This is a genomic window from Metabacillus sp. RB-C-LZQ-3-1 (genome assembly GCF_058315175.1).
The window spans coordinates 359,710-377,676 of the sequence record NZ_JBZFLI010000002.1 but is presented as its reverse complement, the minus strand read 5'-3'; the positions used below and the strand labels follow the sequence as shown (position 1 = coordinate 377,676).

Here is a 17,967-nt window from a genome sequence, read left to right as displayed (position 1 = left end):
TGACCGAGGGCTACATCTTTTACAATAAGTAAAAGGCACCTATTGACATAAAAGGTCCGAGGGGAAAGGTTCAGCGTATTTGTAATGCGTTGAAATCTTTCTCTTCGGACCTTTTTTATTATTTTAAGGGAGGATTTTTATATGAAAACAATCGATGATTTAAAAGCTGGGGTTGCAGTGATCATGTTGAATGAGGAAAAACAGGTTTTGTTACAAAAAAGGGCGGATGTAGGACGATGGGGGATTCCTTCAGGACATATCGAAATAGGTGAAACAGTTTCTGAAGCAGCGATTAGAGAAGTAAAAGAGGAAACAAATCTAGATATTAGTATTATAAAGCTTATTGGTGTTTACTCTGACCCTAATTCACAGGTGTTTGCTTATCCAAATGGAAAGGTAGTACATTTTATAACTACCTGCTTTCTTGCTGAAATTATCGGCGGGGAACTACGATGTAATTCTTCTGAGTCACTGGAAATTAAGTTTTTTCCACAAGATAACCTACCGGAAGACTTATTAAAAATGCATCCCCGTTGGTTACAAGATGCGCTTGCAAATAGAGACTTGGCGTTTATTCGTTAGTGATATTCTTACTACTGTAACAAAACAATTATTAAATGGAGCAATGTCGTTATTTAAACATGTTGCTCCTTTTTAACCTGAAAATAAAAAGTACTTATTTTCCAATAAGAGGAATCTTTAGTGTGTTATATTCTATATAAATAGTATGAACTAGGAGGTATATTTTATGGAACACGAATTAAAGGAATTAATAAAACCTAAATATAAAGAAAAAAATGATTTAGATAGTATGAAACATATCCACTTTGAATAGAAAGGGGGAAAATAATGAAAGCGGATAACAGCGGAATTATCATTAAACAATTAGCTCATTTTATAGAAACTATTTATCCAATTGAGACCATAAATTCCATAATGTTTATTCCAAAAGGTGAAGAAGGATATGGATATTTTGTTAAAACTGAAAAAGGTAAAGACTATTTTCTAAAAATACAAAAGCCTAACGATTATGATTATCTGACTGCATTAGATGCCGTTTCAGATTTACATTTTCATTATAAATTACAATACATAGTAGCACCTGTAAGGACTTTAGATAATAAAAGTATAGTGGAATTTGAAGGTCATTTGATTTCTCTTTTTCCATATATAAAAGGAAAATCAATATACGAAACAGGCGAATTTAATAAAAACTTAGAACAAATAGCAAAAATGATCGCAGATTTACACAATATTAATGTTAAAAATTTTGATCAATTGCCTAAAGAAAAGTTTCAAAATCCTTTTGAAAATACAATATTAAAGCTTTTACATAAAGTAGAAAAAGATGACTATGGTTCAGATTTTTATAAACATAAGGCGGCCGAACTATTATTGAAGCAAAGAATGGATATAGAAGAGACGCTTGAAAAAATGAAAAATTTGCAAAGAAAATTATCCGAAGCATCTATTAAATTTACACTTACGCATGGAGATCCTAATTTTGCAAATATATTACGTAATGAAAATGGCAGTCTTAATATCATTGATTGGGGAGAAATAGCAATTGCTCCAATCGAAAGGGATTTAATGTTTTTTATCGAGGTTGATGGCAAACCATTAGATTTTAAATCCTTTCTATCTAAATATTTATTACACAGTCCTAGTACAAAAATGAATCATGAAATATTCCAGTTTTACTTATATCGTTGGTGTTTACAAGAAATTGCAGATTACGGTAGTCAAATACTGCTTCAGTCGAGTAAAACAGAAATAGATAAACATAGCTGGATAGAGCTTCAACCTTATTTACCAATCCCGCATCAATCTATTCATGAAAAAGTTGACGAAATTAAGAGGATGAATCATTAAAAACGAAAATATTTTTTTAAGTGCTAATTCGGAACCGAACTGGATCAGCGCTTTTTCCATTTTTAAATTAAATAATGGAGATCTATACATTTGGAAGAGATGTCATGAAAAGGAACTAAATGATATTAAATCATTGTGTCCATCAGTACTTATAAAGTAAACTACATTATTACGTAAAATATAAATTTGACGTAATAAATAAAAGTATAATATCTTGTATTGAGGTGTATTTTTATGGCTACAGAATCACAGCAACAGCATTATAAAAAATTACAGGCTTTACTTAAGGAATTACCTTGGTATGTTGAAGAATACATCGATCATAAACGCAGAAAACTTTCTGCAGCATCATTACTTAATTATTGTCATGATTATAAGATCTTTTTTAATTGGATCATGTCTGAACAGCTTTATTCTGGCAATCTAAAGGACATTCCATTAGAACTGTTAGAAACGTTAACTGTACAGCAAGTTGAAGGCTTTTTATATGTATTACAATACGAGCTACATAACAAAGAAATTACCGTAAATCGCAAATTATCAGCGCTAAAATCTCTTTTTAACTACTTGCAAAACATCGCTGAAACTCGTGATCTTAAGCCTTATATACAACGAAATGTTATGGCGAAAATTGAATTTAATGAATTAAAAGACAGTATGGAAACGATTGCAAATAAGATTGAAGGAAAGATCCTTCTTGGAGATGAATACGAGAAGTTCCGTCGGTTTATTGCCTGCGATTATGGTGAACTAAACAAGGAAAATAAGAAGCTATTTCATTTTTATCAGTTAAACCAGGAACGAGATACAGCCATTGTTTCCTTGATTTTAGGGTCAGGTCTTCGCCTTTCAGAGGTCGTTAATCTTGATCTTGATGACATTGATTTCAGCAAGTATACAGCCCGCGTTATCCGAAAAGGAAACAAAGAGCAATACGTATTCTTCAGTAAAATTGCAATGGATGATCTGAAAGAATACCTTAAAATTAGAGAATCTCGTTATAAAGTCGAAAAAAGCAATAAAGCCCTATTCGTAGCAGCTCCAATGGGTCCAAAAGGCAAATCAAGACGATTAACAGCCAGATCAATCGAAAAATTAATTGAAAAATATGCTGCAGCATTCGGAAAACCATCATTATCCGTTCACAAATTAAGACATTCATTTGCTACACGATATCATTCTGAAATTAATGATGTACCGAAGCTGCGACGACAACTTGGGCACTCATCAATCCAAACAACCATGATCTACACACATATTCGAAATGATGACTTGAAAAGTGCTGTAGATCGAATGGATATGCCGAAAGATGAAATTTAAATAGAACTTAATTCTTCTTCAAAATAAAAGGTATTTGGATATTCCTTTAGTGTATAAGAAAAACGCTTCATATTTTCGACATAACTACTATTACTAATGGTCACAATTTCTTTCGTTGCCTTGAGATATACCTTTTCGTTAACTTCAAATTTATTTTGTTTGTTTTTCACAAATTTCCAACTTTCTTTATAAGGATAGTATTATTATCTCACAAAAAATTCAGTTTGGTTATGATTATTTTTTGTTGCTTATTATCAATTTAATCATAACCAGCAATTAATATTCAAAAGTCGAATATAAAAATGAATTGGATCGTTAATTAAACTAAACTTAAGGGAATAGTTGAGCTAAAATGTGAAAAGATTGAATGAACAAGTGTGTAGAACATAAAACACAGTGATAAAACAAACAATAATCTAATAGAAGATATATCTTTTTTGGCATTATTTTTTATTCTAGTTTACATAATATATATTATACAAAGTTGGGTCAAAAATCTTTAGTTCTGTCTCACAACCCTAGATTACTTGTGATAGTGAGACGGAATGGATATTCAGTGAATTTGGCTTAGTTCCTATAATAAACATTGATATAAAGTTCCGGTCGTCCAGATTTGGGGTGAAGTTGAACAAAATTATTCCGTAAATACCTTAGGCAGCTATGAAAGTGATTTAAACATCTTTCTTAATTTCTTGCAGAATCATAAGCGTTCAACAGATTTGGATGATCCTCCCCCTCCCTTGTTCGCCGCTTTATTCAACACCAAAACTACACGGCTATATGAATACGGAGGAACTCAAACATTGTTTGCCTCCTTAGAAAAAGATTAGGGTCCTCTCTCCCTTCGAAACGAAACCATGTTTAAGCTCTTAGCAACGACCGGAATGAGAAAGCAAGAGTTAGTAAATTTAACCTTGGTTTAGAATATAGTCTTTTACCTGGTATTAGCTCCCTACCTTCACTTACTCATAAGCTTTTGAAGTTAAAAAGAGGATAGTGATCGCATGGAAGTTGGTATTATCCCCTTCAGGTAGACAAGAAAAAAAGAGGACTTATAAAATGTTCTTATAGTCTACCTGAAGGGGATTTTTTTACGGCTAAGAAAGGTCAAGCTTTTTAACCTATACAGAAGAATTAAACCTGAAGTAGAAAGACTAAAATTAAAAGAAGGCTGGTCATATAGACATCTTATTTATCCATTAGAATCGTTAAGTAGTAAGATTATATCGCCAAAATCCCTACCTATTTATTTTCCAAAAAAGTTGGCTTATTTTAGATGGTTTCTGAAACTGAGTGTTTTTTTAAATTTGCACCTGAGACACCTGGGTAAGACTGCCTCCAGTTTTTGGCTTGCCTTATTAAAAATTCTGCCCCTTTAGAGCCAATTGTATCTGAAACAACTGATAAAGTTGGGATTAATTCTGGCACTTCCCTTTCCCATGGTAGACCATTTTGATTAAAGGCAAATTCATGAATTCCACCAGATCCTTTACCAGGTGCTGCAGCTGCTAGATAATGGGTTTGCTTAGCATATCGATATAATGCCTGCCCATGACCAGATGGATAGCCTATCTCATGAAAGATTGAAAAAATGCCCCAAAGTGCATCATAGCTATTTTCTCCAAAGAGAAGTAGATCAGGATGTAGCTTTTTTATTTCCTTTGTCCAACTAACTGTACCTTCATATGGTGAAAAATTAGGATCGTTTGCCCAACCTATTGTAATATCTAGAAAAATACCATCCACTCCATATGATTTCACTAAGTAATCTGAGCGTTCAATCATATGCTGTAAATACCCGGGATGACCCATATTTGCAAGCATACAATTATTTTCTGTTGCTAGATCATAGTCCCAATCTACCCAATCACACCTTTTTTCAAGTCCCCATTGATCACGAAGCACAGCATCTTCAAGACCTAATTTTTTCATAACTTCAATATTTGCATTGTTGGCACCAAGCATCGGGACAACTTTTACACCTAACTGGTGAGCTTTTTCCACAAAGTGTTTGAACCCTTCTTTACCTCCCATACGTTCACTTGGTTCATATTCAGGATAATTATAATAATATCTTCCATCCCAGCCAGGTAAAAATGCCAATACTTGTTTCCCATCGATTCTTTCTGTAATCCACTCTAATGATTTCTCCATGTTTGCAAATGTATTAAATATATGTCCTGTCCAATGTTCTCCATGAAGAATAGTGACCAGCTTTATATCATTTAACCATTCTGGTGTATCAGTCCTTTCATCATATGGGACGAGACCGAAGTTGTTTTCCAAATCTTTACAACGTTCTAAAATGACGGAATCAATATTATCACAACGTCCTATGTGCCAAGTCGGCATCGTTATCTCCTTTGTTTGATATCTTTTATCTTCCTCATGTGACAAATCCAATACTTGAGTCTCGAGATATGGATCATAGTGGCTGGCAAATCGTTTAGAACGAATTCGTGCATCTTTTGATAAGGCGAACCATTTTTGATTATTACCATCCACTGCAAAAACAAGTGGCATCTTTATTCCACTTGGATAGTGTTTTGCTTTGATATCTCGCTTTACGCTTAAATCTGATATTGTTTCAACTTTATACTGATCAAATTGAATAGACTTAATATTGATATTAAAAACCTGAAGCAAAATTGATTTACAAAGTTCGTCTTTATGACTCCCCTTTGAGTTAATCTCATATCTCCCATCTTTACCAATTGTAATTTCCAACTCGATTTCCCCGTCAGCTTTCTCTTGATTTCCCGCCCATGATAGACCAGTAGCTTTTAAAAATGCCCGCTTTTCCTCTTCAATTATTACAACTCGGTCTGGATCTGGGGCATACACATTCTTCTCCGTAAATAACCGTACAGCAAATTGAAGTTCTTTTACTTGGATAACCGTGTCATTAAAATCAAAACCAATTGTATACACTTTAATTCCTCCTTCAAATAGTTAATATATTTGAAACAATTCAATTCCCATGAATTTGAATTGTTCTATCAGCTACCTAAAACACCTAGAGAGGGGCTTTATCCCCCTCTAGTTTCTACCTTACGGGATTTCCACCTATTTTCATAGAATCATGTCTATTAATCTTCCCTTATCCATACAAGCATTTCACCTTCACCACGGTTACACCAGGAATAATACGGAATAGCCTTAACTTCGGTTGGTACTCTCTCGTAAGAATAAGTCTGATATAAGTTATCCTGAATTTCCTCCTTCTTTGTCTGCATTGCTCGCGCAGTTAAGACGACTACACCATTTAGCAAGAGCTTATCATGGTCTATACTCACTTTGGTTTTTGTAGAAATTGTAAGATCCTGAAGGTTTTTTCCATTGTCTTCTTCTTCGAAACAATACACAACAGGACCACGCTGTAATGCAACCTTACCTGCATTTTCTCTCACTTCCGGATGGGAACGTACAATTTCAACAGGCATATCAAGATTAAGATTAATTTGATCACCTGTAGCCCATACTCTTTTAATTTTTGCGTATCCATTTTCTTCTGTAAAAGGTACTTCTTGACCATTAACCTTAATGGTTGCTTCCTTACACCAGCCAGGGATTCTAATGACAACCGCAAATTCTGCTTGTTGGTCCAAAGCTATAGTGAAATTTACATTTCCTTGCCAAGGATAGTTGGTTTCCTGTTTTAACTGAATTGTTTGTCCGTTGATATCAAATGATGTTTCTCCACCGATAAATAAATGTACATATACTTCTGATTCGTTGGTTGAGTAAATATATGAGCCTAGAGAAGCAAGCAGTCTAGCAATATTAGGAGGGCAACAAGCACAACCGAACCATTGTTGTCTTGTCGTTTTTACAGTTCTCATATCATGACGAAAGTTGGCAGTATGAGGCCATACTTCCAGTGGATTTACGTAAAAATAACCTTTACCATCCAGAGAGATTCCGCTCAAAGCACCATTATACAAAGCTCGCTCTAAAATATCTGTATATTTCCGATCTACATCAACTTGTACCATGCGTTGAGCCCACATAATAAGGGATATTGCTGCACAGGTTTCTGTATAAGCTCTATCATTAGGAAGGTCATAATCTACAGTAAAGCGCTCTTCGTATGCTGAAGAACCAATTCCTCCCGTTATGTACATTCTTTTATTAACTGTATTTTCCCAAAGTGTCTGACTTGCACTTAAAAGTGTTTCATCATTTAGTTCAGTAGCAAGGTCAACCATTCCGCTATAAAGGTAGGCTGCTCTTACTGAGTGGCCTTCTGCAGTCTTTTGCTCTCTCACCGGAAGATGTGCCTGGAAGTAATCATACTTCCTATTATCTTTATTATTCAGATTGTTTCGAGCTTCTTTCTCGACATCATAGTAATGTGGCCCATTTTTTCCTCTTTCGTCAATAAAAAATTTACATAGATTAAGGTACTTTTCATCTTCAGTTAGGCGGTAAAGCTTTATGAGTGCCAGCTCAATCTCAGGGTGACCAGGATATCCAGCCTTTTTCCCTTCTTCAGCCCCTAAAACAGAAGCAATATGGTCAACAAGACGGCTTACGATATCAATGATTTTTGTTTTCCCAGTTGCTTTATAATAAGCTACTGCTGCTTCAATTAAATGGCCAGCACAGTAAAGTTCATGGTCGTTTTTCAAATTAGTCCATTTTTTATCAGGATGATTGACAGAGTAATAAGTATTTAAATAACCATCTTCCTCTTGTGCATCTGACAATAATTCAATGACATTATCCATTATCTTTTCCAAATTTTCGTCTCTAACTGTAGAAAGTGAGAATGCAACTGTTTCCATCCACTTATATAAATCACTATCCTGGAACACCATTCCATAGTGTTTACCCTCTGTTCTTCCAGCAGCTATTTCAAAGTTTTTAATCGTTCTACTTGGTTCAGCACCTGGTATCTTGTCGTTTAGTGCATCCCACTGATATTGAATAATTGAATCCTTCACGAGTTTTTGCCATGGATTCCAGAATTTATCATTGATTTTAACATCCTTTAATTCAATTGGTTTCATTTTTAACATCTTTGTTTCAATCTTTTTCATAGTTTAATAGCTCCTTCACTATAAATTTATTTATTAATAGAGTATTAACTACTCTTTTAACCCAGATAATGTAACACCTTTTATAAATAAATCCTGTGCCAATAGAAACAGAACTATTACCGGCAAAATACTTACAACTGTTCCAGCCATCAATACCGGCCAATCCGTTCCATACATTCCTTGTAACGAAGCAAGCCCTAGAGGTAGTGTCATTTGTTCAATAGAATTGATAAAAACAAGTGGTCCCATGAAATCGTTCCAGGCACCCATGAAGACAAAAACACTTAATGTTGCAAGGGCAGGTTTACATAGTGGTAGAAAAATTCGCCAGTAGATTCCAAATGGAGTACACCCATCAATTTTTGCAGCATCCACTAGTGAATTTGGAATCGTTAAAAAAAACTGACGCAATAAAAAGGTACTAAAAGCATTTGCCATTTGTGGTAGATACAACGAAGCATGTGTGTCAACTAATCCATAATGAGACATCGTGATGAAGTTTGGAATCATTGTAACCTGCGCAGGAACCATCAAGGTTGCTAAATAAACTACGAAAAGTACGTCCCTTCCACGAAATTTCAACCTGGCAAAGGCATACCCTGCCATAGACCCCGTAATTAATTGAGCAATAACTACTATAGTGGTTACCTTCGTACTATTTAGGAAAAACTGGCCAAAAGGAAATCGGTCAGATATAGCTGCATAGTTATCGAATTTAAGTGTCTCTCCAAATAAAGTTGGTGGGAAGGTAAATACTTCACTAATATCTTTTAATGATGTACTAAGCATCCAAATGAATGGAAAAATCATTGTTATTGCACCAAGGCTAAGTAAAATATGGGACAAAGCTCTTACTTTTAGACTTTTTTGCACCTAAGATCCTCCTTCCTAATAAAGACTGTTTTTCTTTTGTCTCCAAAATTGAATTAGAGTAATGATAAAAACCAAGAAAAATAACACATATGCCATTGCGCTAGCATAGCCCATTCTAAAATACTCAAATCCATTTTGATATAAATAATGCACTAATACCGAAGTAGAACGGCCAGGACCTCCACCTGTCATCAAGTAAACGGTATCAAATACTTGGAAGGAATTAATAACTGCCATGATTGTTATAAAAAATGTTGTCGGAGACAGTAACGGAACTGTAATAAATCTGAATTTTGCCCAGGTCGATGCACCATCTAATTCTGCAGCTTCGTAATAGCTATCAGGGATCCCTTGCAGACCTGCTAAGAAGATTAGCATATTAAACCCTAACCCCTTCCAAATGCTTGTTACGATAACAGCCGGCATTGACCAAGATTGACTACTCAGCCAGTTGGGGCCATCTATCCCCACGATTCCTAACATAAAATTTAGAAATCCGTATTCGGGATTATAAATCCATTGCCATATTATCGCTACCGCTACCATAGAAGAAATAACAGGTAAAAAATAAGCAACTCGGTAAAACTTAATCCCTCTAATTTTTTGATTAAGTGCAACTGCTAAAATAAGTGAAATAAATATACCTACTGGAACTGAGACTGCTGTAAAATAAATGGTATTCCAGAAAACTTCGATAAAAATTTCATCATTAAACAGCTCAACATAGTTTCCAAACCCTACCCATTCAATTTGACTAATCATGTCCCAGCTTGTGAAGCTTAATATAAAGGATGCAATTACAGGTATAAGCATAAAAGCCAAAAACAAAATTAAGTGAGGTAATAGAAAAATAACCGCCCATGTTCCATCTTTATAAAAAAGACTTGTTAACTTCCCTTTTTTTATCTCTTGCTTTCCTCGAATTATAGAGGGTTCAGCAACAACACTTTTGTTTGTTGTTCCTTTTTTCTCAGGTAGCATCATTTTTCACCCCATTTTTAATGAAGCTCCTTCGCGAATGCTAAGGAGCTTCATTTTGTTATGAAATCATTTATTCACTTCCTATTTTCTGGCAAGTTCCTCCGCTACTCTAGTATCAATGTTAGACAATGTATCATCAACATTTTGATCACCGTTATAATATTTTTCAAATTCCTCTGAAACAATATCCTGAACAACATACTTTTGAATTGTTACAAAGGGATAAGCTTCAGCATCTTTGAAAAATGAGTTCAATTCTAGAAACCCTTCTGGATGAACTTTTGGGTCATGCCAGGCTTTAACTCCTTCTTCTGAATACATATCCACTCTATTAGGCATCCATAGACCCTCTTTAATCAATTGGTTTTGATAATCCCTGGATGACAAGAATTTAATTAACTTCCAAGCCTCTTCTGGGTGCTTTGTATTTGCAGATGCAGAATGAAGGTGTGCTGATCCATGCGTACTTGGTTCAGAACCAAATTTCGGTAATGGAGCAACTCCTACAGGGAATCCCATAGTTGCAAGCTGCTGTAAAGCCCATGAACCTTCAATCATCATGCCAATTTTCCCTGTTTGTAGCATTTGTGGTGCGCTCATCCCACTATTCTCTAATGTTTGAGCAGCAGGAGTGATACCATCCTCCCTAAGTTTCCTAATTGCTTCCAAACTCTCCTTTGCCTCTGAATTATTTAAGGCAATGGAACCATCCTCGTTAAAGAAATCCGCACCATTATTTCTTAAAAATGCAGTTGTAGACCCGAGTATTTCTAACCCATAAGCCCCATACTGTTTTATATCTTTTCCTTCCTTAATGGTTAATTTTTCAGCAACATCGACAAATTCTTCCCAAGTCCAAGATTCAGCCGGATTACTTGAAGGATACTCGATTCCAGCTTCGTCAAAAATCTTTTTGTTATAGAAGAGAACCGGAGATACAGTTGTACTACTAATTCCATAAACCTTGCCATCTACATCCATAATTGACTGTGAAGAGGGAATAAAATCTTCTAATGCAACTTCCTCATCAAGTTTTGGAGTAAGTTCCAACAATGCTTCACGGTTAACTAAGTCACGATACTGATCAGCATAAACGAAAAATACATCAGGTGCAGAATTACCAGCCATCATAGTTAAAAGTTTAGATGAATATTGTTCACCAGGAACTGGTGTATACTTTACTTTTATTCCTGGGTTTTCTGCCATAAATTGCTCTAAGCCTTTCTTAACACTTTCCGTTTCTAAAGGGCTTGCTTCCCATCCCATGAATGATAGGGTTATGACATCTTCTGAGTTTGAATCTGCCCCTGAATCAGAAGAAGTGGTTTCAGTACCTGAACTATTGCTACACCCTGCTAAGATCATCGAAATTATGAAAACGAAACCAAGAAATGAAGTATACAATCTTTTCATAAAAACTTCCCCCCTAGATCATTTTAAAATTTTGAATATTTGGTATAATTTTGTTAAAAGCTTATATCACCACCTTGTTCCTCCACCAAATCCATCACATTCACTAAGAGGTGTATTGAAAGCGCTGTCTTGTGGTAATAGTAACATCGTTTAATTAGCTTGTAAGTAGTCCGTTCATAACAAAAGGTAGACAAAATTGACTTGTTAAAGAAAGTATAAAAAGATAATTTCAGAAAAATGTTTATACCTTTTTTAGCATTTCTTCTTATTAAACTACTTTTAACTAGGAGATTTTTATATGCAATATTTAATGTTAAATATTGAAAAGCCCGTTGAATATGTTTCGGGTGGTCGATTTATAACTGAGATTCCTTGGTCACATTCTAAAAGGATTATTGATAGTTTTGAAATCATTATTGGTATTAATGAAACACTTTATATCGAACAGGATTCAATAAAATATGAGGTGAAGCCTGGCCAAACCCTACTATTATTTCCTCATCATTTACACCATGGGTACAAAATTTGTAATAAGCATGTATCTTTTTATTGGTTCCATTTTTTATGTCCCGACGCCTTGATTAAAGAGCAAATTAGTAAAGAGGCAGTCATGAAAATTAGAACAGACCCATTTAAAAGTGGAACCGTTAAAGATATCTCAATACCTAAATTTGCTACTCCTAACGCTATCCAGCGTCTTTACATACTTTCAAACCAATTACTTCATGTCGATAATTCTCATTATTACACTAGGCTCAGTATGGATTACTTGTTGACCTCTCTCTTGATTGAATTATCTGAACAAACCATATCACAGTCTGTATTGCCAAATAATGATTCAGAGAGTGACTTTAATATTAATCGAATCATGGAATGGACCAGAGTTAATTCCCACTCTGCAATTACGGTAGCAGATGTAGCCGAAAAATTCAGCTATCATAAGGACTATTTATCACGTTTTTTCAAACAAAAAACAGGCAAAACACTTCAAGAATATATACACTCTTTAAAAATTAGTAAAGCAAAGGATTTACTTACAGGAACTCAGATGAACATTAAGGCAATTTCCAATCAAGTCGGAATCATGGATGAAAAGTATTTTATGAGATTGTTTAAAAAGTATGAAAAAATGACACCTAGCCAGTATCGCAAAGCTTACAGTAAAATACATTTTAATAGCAGATAATAACAAATTAATATGTCAAAGCATATTTATAAAGCTAATCCTTGAGAAAGTTACAAAATGTATTTTAGCTAAATTGCACTTTTTGTCCTATGTTTAGGGCTAGCTAGGAATCTGACTTTTTTCAATAATTAACTTCTCGTTCAGGATGCCGATTGCAAGTAATCCACAGTTTCAAGTACTTTACTCCAAACAAGAAAAAGTCAGTTAAGTAAGAAATCTTAACTGACTTTTTAACAAGATTTTTCTTTATTTTTGTATAATGTATATTTTATAATCTCTCCACCAATCAATACAGAGGTTTGTATCCTAAGTTAAATTACTACCAATTAACTTTTTCGCTTGTGATTTCTCATATGCTCCTTAGAAGCCACTTTTTTAATAGATTTTGTTTCTATCACTCCATAAAATTACTGCCGAATCTTACGATGTTCGGAAATGTTAGGAAATGTTGAGAGCCCTATTAAATGAAAATCCTAAAATATAACTAATCAACTAGGAGATAGCTGTTTTAGGTCACACTAGATATTTTTCACAAGTTGGTGTTCAAAAACCAAAAAGCTCCAATCCCTTACCTACCAAGGAACTGAAGCTTATTACTCTGCATGGATTGTTTTTATTATATCTTTAATAGAGAAAACTAATCTAAATACTTTCGATCCTCCCGACAGCTTTCACAAATATGTAGTGTGAAAGCTTGCATTACTTCTTCTTCATTTATTGTTTCTTCAATTTCTTCTTTTGCTCCACAAACCTCACATAACCACATGAAATTCACCTCGAATTGAGTATTATTCACTAGCTATTTCATAACCGGATTCCTTTATAGCCTGTGTAAAATCTTGAATGGACGCCATCCTTTCATCAAAACTTAGTAATAAAGTTTTTTGTGAAACGTTGGCTTCAGCCTGGCCAATCCCCCATACCCCAAGTACAGCTTGAGTAATTTTTTCTGCGTCATCTTGACTATTAAGATTGCTTATTTGAAACATTTGATTCTTCACTCGATACACCTTCCCTACTTTTTGCCGTCCTTATTACGAAGAATGGCTTCACCCATTCCATCTACAAAATCAAACATGGTTGTCATTGCTGCACGCACGGCTGGACTGCTAAATCTTTTTCTCATTTTCCAAAGACTTTGTTTTTCTTCCTTTTCCTCAGCTTGAGACATCCTTTCAAGCCCAAGCGTTACTCCCTCAAAAATTGTTTGTAGCTGACCTGGCTTTATGGAGCCAAGGAATTTGAACAGTCCAAATCCGGATTTTATGACATTATGAACGGCTGGTTGATTGAGTTGCTGAATCGCGATTGCTCCAACCTCATCACTTTGCTTGATAAGTGAATTTGTTGTTTCAAATACTTTCATATCATGCAACCCTTTTGCAAGCTGAATGAAGGCTAAAACGGCTTCTTTATTTTCTGCAAGCTCCTTCAAGATTTCATTAACTGCTTGTGCTTGCTCTTCTTCTTCATTTGGAATGTCCCTTCTAATTTGCCTGATTGATTTCGCCATAATGCCCCTCCTTTAGATCGTCAAATTCAGAAATTGGCGTATAGTCTGAGCGCTGCCACTTCTCCTCCACCTTCACACTTATTTGTGGGATTCTGTTCCCAAATCGATGATTGTGCTTCGGTAGCGGCGGTTCGCCTTTAGTCTCGATCACTTCCATTTTTACAGACATCTCCTTGTAAGCTGGAGTATGAGTTGTTAAGTCATGATAACTGCTTGTCAAACGATTGACAGCTTCTAGATCTTCTGCAGAATTCATTGGTAGGTATAATTCCTTCCCTTTTACTCTGTCAGTTACAATAACTCGAACTTCAACATGTCCATATGGTGAAGACAATCCAACAAGTGCACCATCCTCAAGTCCCCGCTCATTCGCAAGTTCATTTGAAATCTCTAGCCATGGATGTGGCACTTTATGTGTCAAACCTTCTGACTTATAGGTCATGTTTCCTTCATGGAAATGCTCTAAGAGACGTCCGTTATTTAAATGAAGATCATAGTCCTCTCCAGGCTCAAATGGTTCTGTCCAGTCTACAGGCACTAGTCTGGCTTTACCATCAGGGAAGCCAAATTTATCTGTATACAGCAATGGAGTTTGGGTTCCATCCTCTTTGACTGGCCATATTTGTGAAGAGAAGCCTTCAAGTCTCTCATAGCTTACACCAGCAAACATCGTTGCAAGACTTGCCGCTTCATCCATGATTTCTGAAGGATGTTTATAGTCCCAGTTTGCACCAAGCTTATTTGCCAACTCCTGAAAAATAACCCAATCTGGTTTTGAATCTCCTAGTGGTTCAAATACTTTGTTGAATCTTTGAATTCGTCTCTCCGTGTTTGTAAATGTTCCATCTTTTTCTAAGCTAGGTGCAGCAGGTAAAACAACATCAGCAAATTGAGCTGTCTTGCTGAAAAAAATATCCTGAACAACAAAGAAATCAAGTTTTTCAAAGTTCGAGTGAACATAATTTGAATTTGCATCAACAATTGCCATGTCTTCTCCAAAAAGATAAAGAGCTTTTAGCTTTCCTTTACTTATCCCTTCAACCATGTGATGGTTATCATGTCCAGGCACTTCTGAAAGTTTTACTCCCCACGCCTTTTCGTATTTCTCCCTAACTTCAGCATCTTGAACAGGTTCATAACCAGGCATCCAAGCGGGCATTGTACCAAAATCACATGCCCCTTGAACATTATTATGACCTCTTAGTGGATATGCACCAGTTCCAGTTCGGCCATAGTTACCTGTCACTAATAGAAGGTTTGATATAGCTGTACTTGTATCAGTTGCTCCCATATGTTGAGTAACACCCATTGCCCATAGCATACAGACTGAATTCGATTCTTTTATCATGTTTGCAAGCTCCAATAACTGTTCCATGCTCAAGCCTGTTTTCTCAACAGCGTATTCAAGCGTGAATTTTTCTAAAGAAGCTTTGAATTTTTCAACACCATTAACCCTTTCAGAAAGGAATGCAGCATCCTCCCAACCTTGATCAAAAAAATATTTGGTTATTGCATTGAGCCATATGATATCTGTTCCAGGCTTCGGATGGAGAAAGAGATCAGCTCTTTGAGCAAGTTCATTTTCTCTTAAATCCACCACAGCTAACTTTTGTCCATAAAGCTTGTGGGCTCTTTTTATTCGAGTCGCTAAAACTGGATGAGATTCTGAAGGATTCGCCCCAACCACAATAATGAGCTCAGATGCCATTATATCTTCAATTGTTCCAGAATCACCGCCAAGGCCAACTGTTCTCATCAGACCTGATGTTGCAGGTGATTGACAATATCTTGAGCAATTATCAACGTTATTTGTACCCATTACGGCACGTGCAAATTTTTGGAACAAATAATTTTCCTCATTTGAACATTTCGATGAAGCAATATATCCAATGGAATCAGGTCCATATTCATTTTTTATACTTGATAATCTTTCTGCAATTAGTGAAAGAGCTTCGTCCCAAGTGGCTTCAACAAATTCCTCACCTTTACGGATCAGAGGTTTTGTTAATCTTTCCTCACTGTTAACAAAATCCCATCCCCATTTCCCTTTTACACAGGTCGAGATACCATTAACAGGAGCTTCTTCCGTAGTTTGAATTTTTAATATTTCGCGATCCTTAGTCCAAACTTCGAAACTGCATCCTACACCGCAATATGTACAGACAGTCTTTGTTCTTTTAATCTTTGATTTTCTCATTGCTGCTTCCATTTCGGAAATAGCAAAAATTTCTCGATAACCTGGTTCCACTTCTTTTGTCATGTCAATCATAGGTCCCAATATTTTGGGAGGAATACCGGTTAGAAAGCCGGCATTACCGAGCATTGATTTTTCCATTAAAGCGTTGCATGGACATACACTTACACAATGACCGCAGGAAACACATGATGATTGATCAATTGGTACATCATTATCCCAAATAACACGTGGTACTTCCCGGCTCCAATCTATTGTCAGTGTTTCATTAACCTGAAGATCTTGACAGGCTTCAACACAGCGTCCGCACAAAATACACTGATCAGGCTCATATCGATAAAATGGATGGGAATTATCTGGCGGGTACGGTTTTGCCTCAAAAGGATATTTTTGATGAGCCAGTTCCATTTTCTCAACTGTATTATGTATCGTACAGTTTCCATTATTGTTATCACACACTGTACAATATAACTCATGATTTTTTAAAATCCGCGACATTCCTTCATATTGAGCAGCCTTTACTTGTTCAGACATGGTGTCAACCTTCATACCCGGCTCTGCTATTAATGTACAGGATCTTACTAATTCACCGTTTGCCAATACATAACATGTATCACATGTCTGGATCGTTCCAAGGTTTGGATGATAGCATACACCTGGAACAAAAATGTCTTCCTTTCTTGCAATCTCTAAAATTTTTTGTCCTTCTTCGGCAGGATATTCCTTACCATTAATCGATACCGTAAAACGTGATTCACTCATTTTCTATGCCTCCTCAAACCATTTATCTTCTTGTCATTTTTAAACGAGTGTTGGTAAGCACCCCAATATGCCATTGAGACAAAAACGCTACCTCCAATGGCATTGCCTAGAAATACCGGAATAAAATTATCGATAAAATCTGTCCAACTAAAATAGCCAGAGAAAATGGCAGCTGGTATAACAAACATATTCGCAACAACATGCTGAAATCCAATAGCGACAAATGCCATAATCGGGAACCAAATCGCAAGAATTTTTCCACCTATATCATCTGCCCCGTATGCCAGCCATACCGCTAGACCTACTAGCCAATTGCACCCGATTGCAGAAACCAAACTTGAAAGAAAATCCTCCTGCAATTTTCCATTAGCAATCTCCACTACTTTTTCCAGGTAAACACCGTGTGAAGTTAGTTCTGCGATCTGACCAAAAAAATAAGCAACAAATAGAGCTCCTGCAAAATTAAAAATTGTAATCCAAAACCAGTTATACAAAAGCTTCCCTAAGCGGATTCTTCTTGTCATATAGGCCATAGACACCGCCATCATATTACCAGTGAGCAATTCCCCACCGGCAATAATAATGAGAATAAGGCCAACTGGGAAGATTGACGCCCCAATTAATGAATTCAATGTTCCCCATTCGTTGGGCAGATTTGCTGTTATTCGAATATCAAGTAAATACCCTATAGAAATAAAGGCACCACCAAGAAAACCTAAAATAAGAACACTCGTTATCGGTAGTTTTGCCTTTTTTTCCCCATGTTCTGCCGTCAATTTGGCAATCTCATCAGGTGCATGAAACCCCACAT

General features: G+C 35.8%; 14 protein-coding genes. 4 read left to right on the top strand and 10 right to left on the bottom strand.

All coding sequences use genetic code 11. The features are described 5' to 3' along the window. Positions 1-141: 141 nt before the first annotated feature. From AC4GZ8_RS05240 to xerS, 3 genes are all read left to right on the top strand, one after another. Positions 142-582 carry an NUDIX domain-containing protein gene (locus AC4GZ8_RS05240; protein ID WP_491080745.1) on the top strand — a complete coding sequence of 147 codons (441 nt, stop codon included), beginning with the start codon at positions 142-144 and terminating at the stop codon, positions 580-582. Between the two features lie 267 nt (positions 583-849). Further along, the gene (locus AC4GZ8_RS05235) at positions 850-1,872 is read left to right on the top strand and encodes a phosphotransferase enzyme family protein (RefSeq protein ID WP_491080744.1); all 1,023 of its coding nucleotides are present in this window, start codon (positions 850-852) and stop codon (positions 1,870-1,872) included. 234 nt (positions 1,873-2,106) lie between these two features. Further along, on the top strand, positions 2,107-3,192 hold the full coding sequence (xerS, locus tag AC4GZ8_RS05230; protein ID WP_491080743.1) for a tyrosine recombinase XerS: 1,086 nt from the start codon (positions 2,107-2,109) through the stop codon (positions 3,190-3,192). 1,272 nt (positions 3,193-4,464) lie between these two features. On the opposite strand, the gene AC4GZ8_RS05225 is transcribed toward xerS, so the two are convergent. The 5 genes from AC4GZ8_RS05225 to AC4GZ8_RS05205 all read right to left on the bottom strand — a co-directional run bounded on the left by AC4GZ8_RS05225 (position 4,465) and on the right by AC4GZ8_RS05205 (position 11,501). Beyond that, complete coding sequence (locus AC4GZ8_RS05225; protein ID WP_491080742.1) at positions 4,465-6,123, bottom strand: DUF6259 domain-containing protein; 1,659 nt, start codon at positions 6,121-6,123, stop codon at positions 4,465-4,467. 158 nt (positions 6,124-6,281) lie between these two features. Next, the gene (locus tag AC4GZ8_RS05220; protein WP_491080741.1) at positions 6,282-8,234 is read right to left on the bottom strand and encodes a glycoside hydrolase family 127 protein; all 1,953 of its coding nucleotides are present in this window, start codon (positions 8,232-8,234) and stop codon (positions 6,282-6,284) included. A 48-nt stretch (positions 8,235-8,282) separates the two neighbouring features. Then, on the bottom strand, positions 8,283-9,107 hold the full coding sequence (locus AC4GZ8_RS05215) for a carbohydrate ABC transporter permease (RefSeq protein ID WP_491080740.1): 825 nt from the start codon (positions 9,105-9,107) through the stop codon (positions 8,283-8,285). A 15-nt stretch (positions 9,108-9,122) separates the two neighbouring features. After that, positions 9,123-10,088 (bottom strand): carbohydrate ABC transporter permease, encoded by a 966-nt coding sequence (locus tag AC4GZ8_RS05210; RefSeq protein WP_491080739.1) that lies wholly within the window; start codon positions 10,086-10,088, stop codon positions 9,123-9,125. 81 nt (positions 10,089-10,169) lie between these two features. Continuing rightward, positions 10,170-11,501 (bottom strand): ABC transporter substrate-binding protein, encoded by a 1,332-nt coding sequence (locus AC4GZ8_RS05205; RefSeq protein ID WP_491080738.1) that lies wholly within the window; start codon positions 11,499-11,501, stop codon positions 10,170-10,172. 298 nt (positions 11,502-11,799) lie between these two features. On the opposite strand from AC4GZ8_RS05205, the gene AC4GZ8_RS05200 reads away from it, so the two are divergent. Further along, on the top strand, positions 11,800-12,687 hold the full coding sequence (locus AC4GZ8_RS05200) for a helix-turn-helix domain-containing protein (protein WP_491080737.1): 888 nt from the start codon (positions 11,800-11,802) through the stop codon (positions 12,685-12,687). Between the two features lie 637 nt (positions 12,688-13,324). Here the strand turns inward: AC4GZ8_RS05200 and AC4GZ8_RS05195 are convergent. The 5 genes from AC4GZ8_RS05195 to AC4GZ8_RS05175 are packed head-to-tail and all read right to left on the bottom strand — an operon-like array spanning position 13,325 to position 17,965. Beyond that, the gene (locus AC4GZ8_RS05195; protein WP_491080736.1) at positions 13,325-13,453 is read right to left on the bottom strand and encodes a hypothetical protein; all 129 of its coding nucleotides are present in this window, start codon (positions 13,451-13,453) and stop codon (positions 13,325-13,327) included. 22 nt (positions 13,454-13,475) lie between these two features. Continuing rightward, positions 13,476-13,688, bottom strand: coding sequence for a heavy-metal-associated domain-containing protein (locus AC4GZ8_RS05190; RefSeq protein WP_491080735.1), 213 nt, complete (start codon positions 13,686-13,688; stop codon positions 13,476-13,478). Between the two features lie 14 nt (positions 13,689-13,702). Further along, the gene (locus AC4GZ8_RS05185) at positions 13,703-14,200 is read right to left on the bottom strand and encodes a DUF1641 domain-containing protein (protein WP_491080734.1); all 498 of its coding nucleotides are present in this window, start codon (positions 14,198-14,200) and stop codon (positions 13,703-13,705) included. Further along, complete coding sequence (gene fdhF / locus AC4GZ8_RS05180) at positions 14,175-17,156, bottom strand: formate dehydrogenase subunit alpha (protein WP_491080733.1); 2,982 nt, start codon at positions 17,154-17,156, stop codon at positions 14,175-14,177. The genes AC4GZ8_RS05185 and fdhF overlap by 26 nt, the downstream gene beginning before the upstream one ends. Beyond that, entirely contained in the window at positions 17,153-17,965 is an 813-nt protein-coding gene (locus AC4GZ8_RS05175) for a formate/nitrite transporter family protein (protein ID WP_491080732.1), read from the bottom strand. The genes fdhF and AC4GZ8_RS05175 overlap by 4 nt, the downstream gene beginning before the upstream one ends. Positions 17,966-17,967 lie beyond the last annotated feature (2 nt).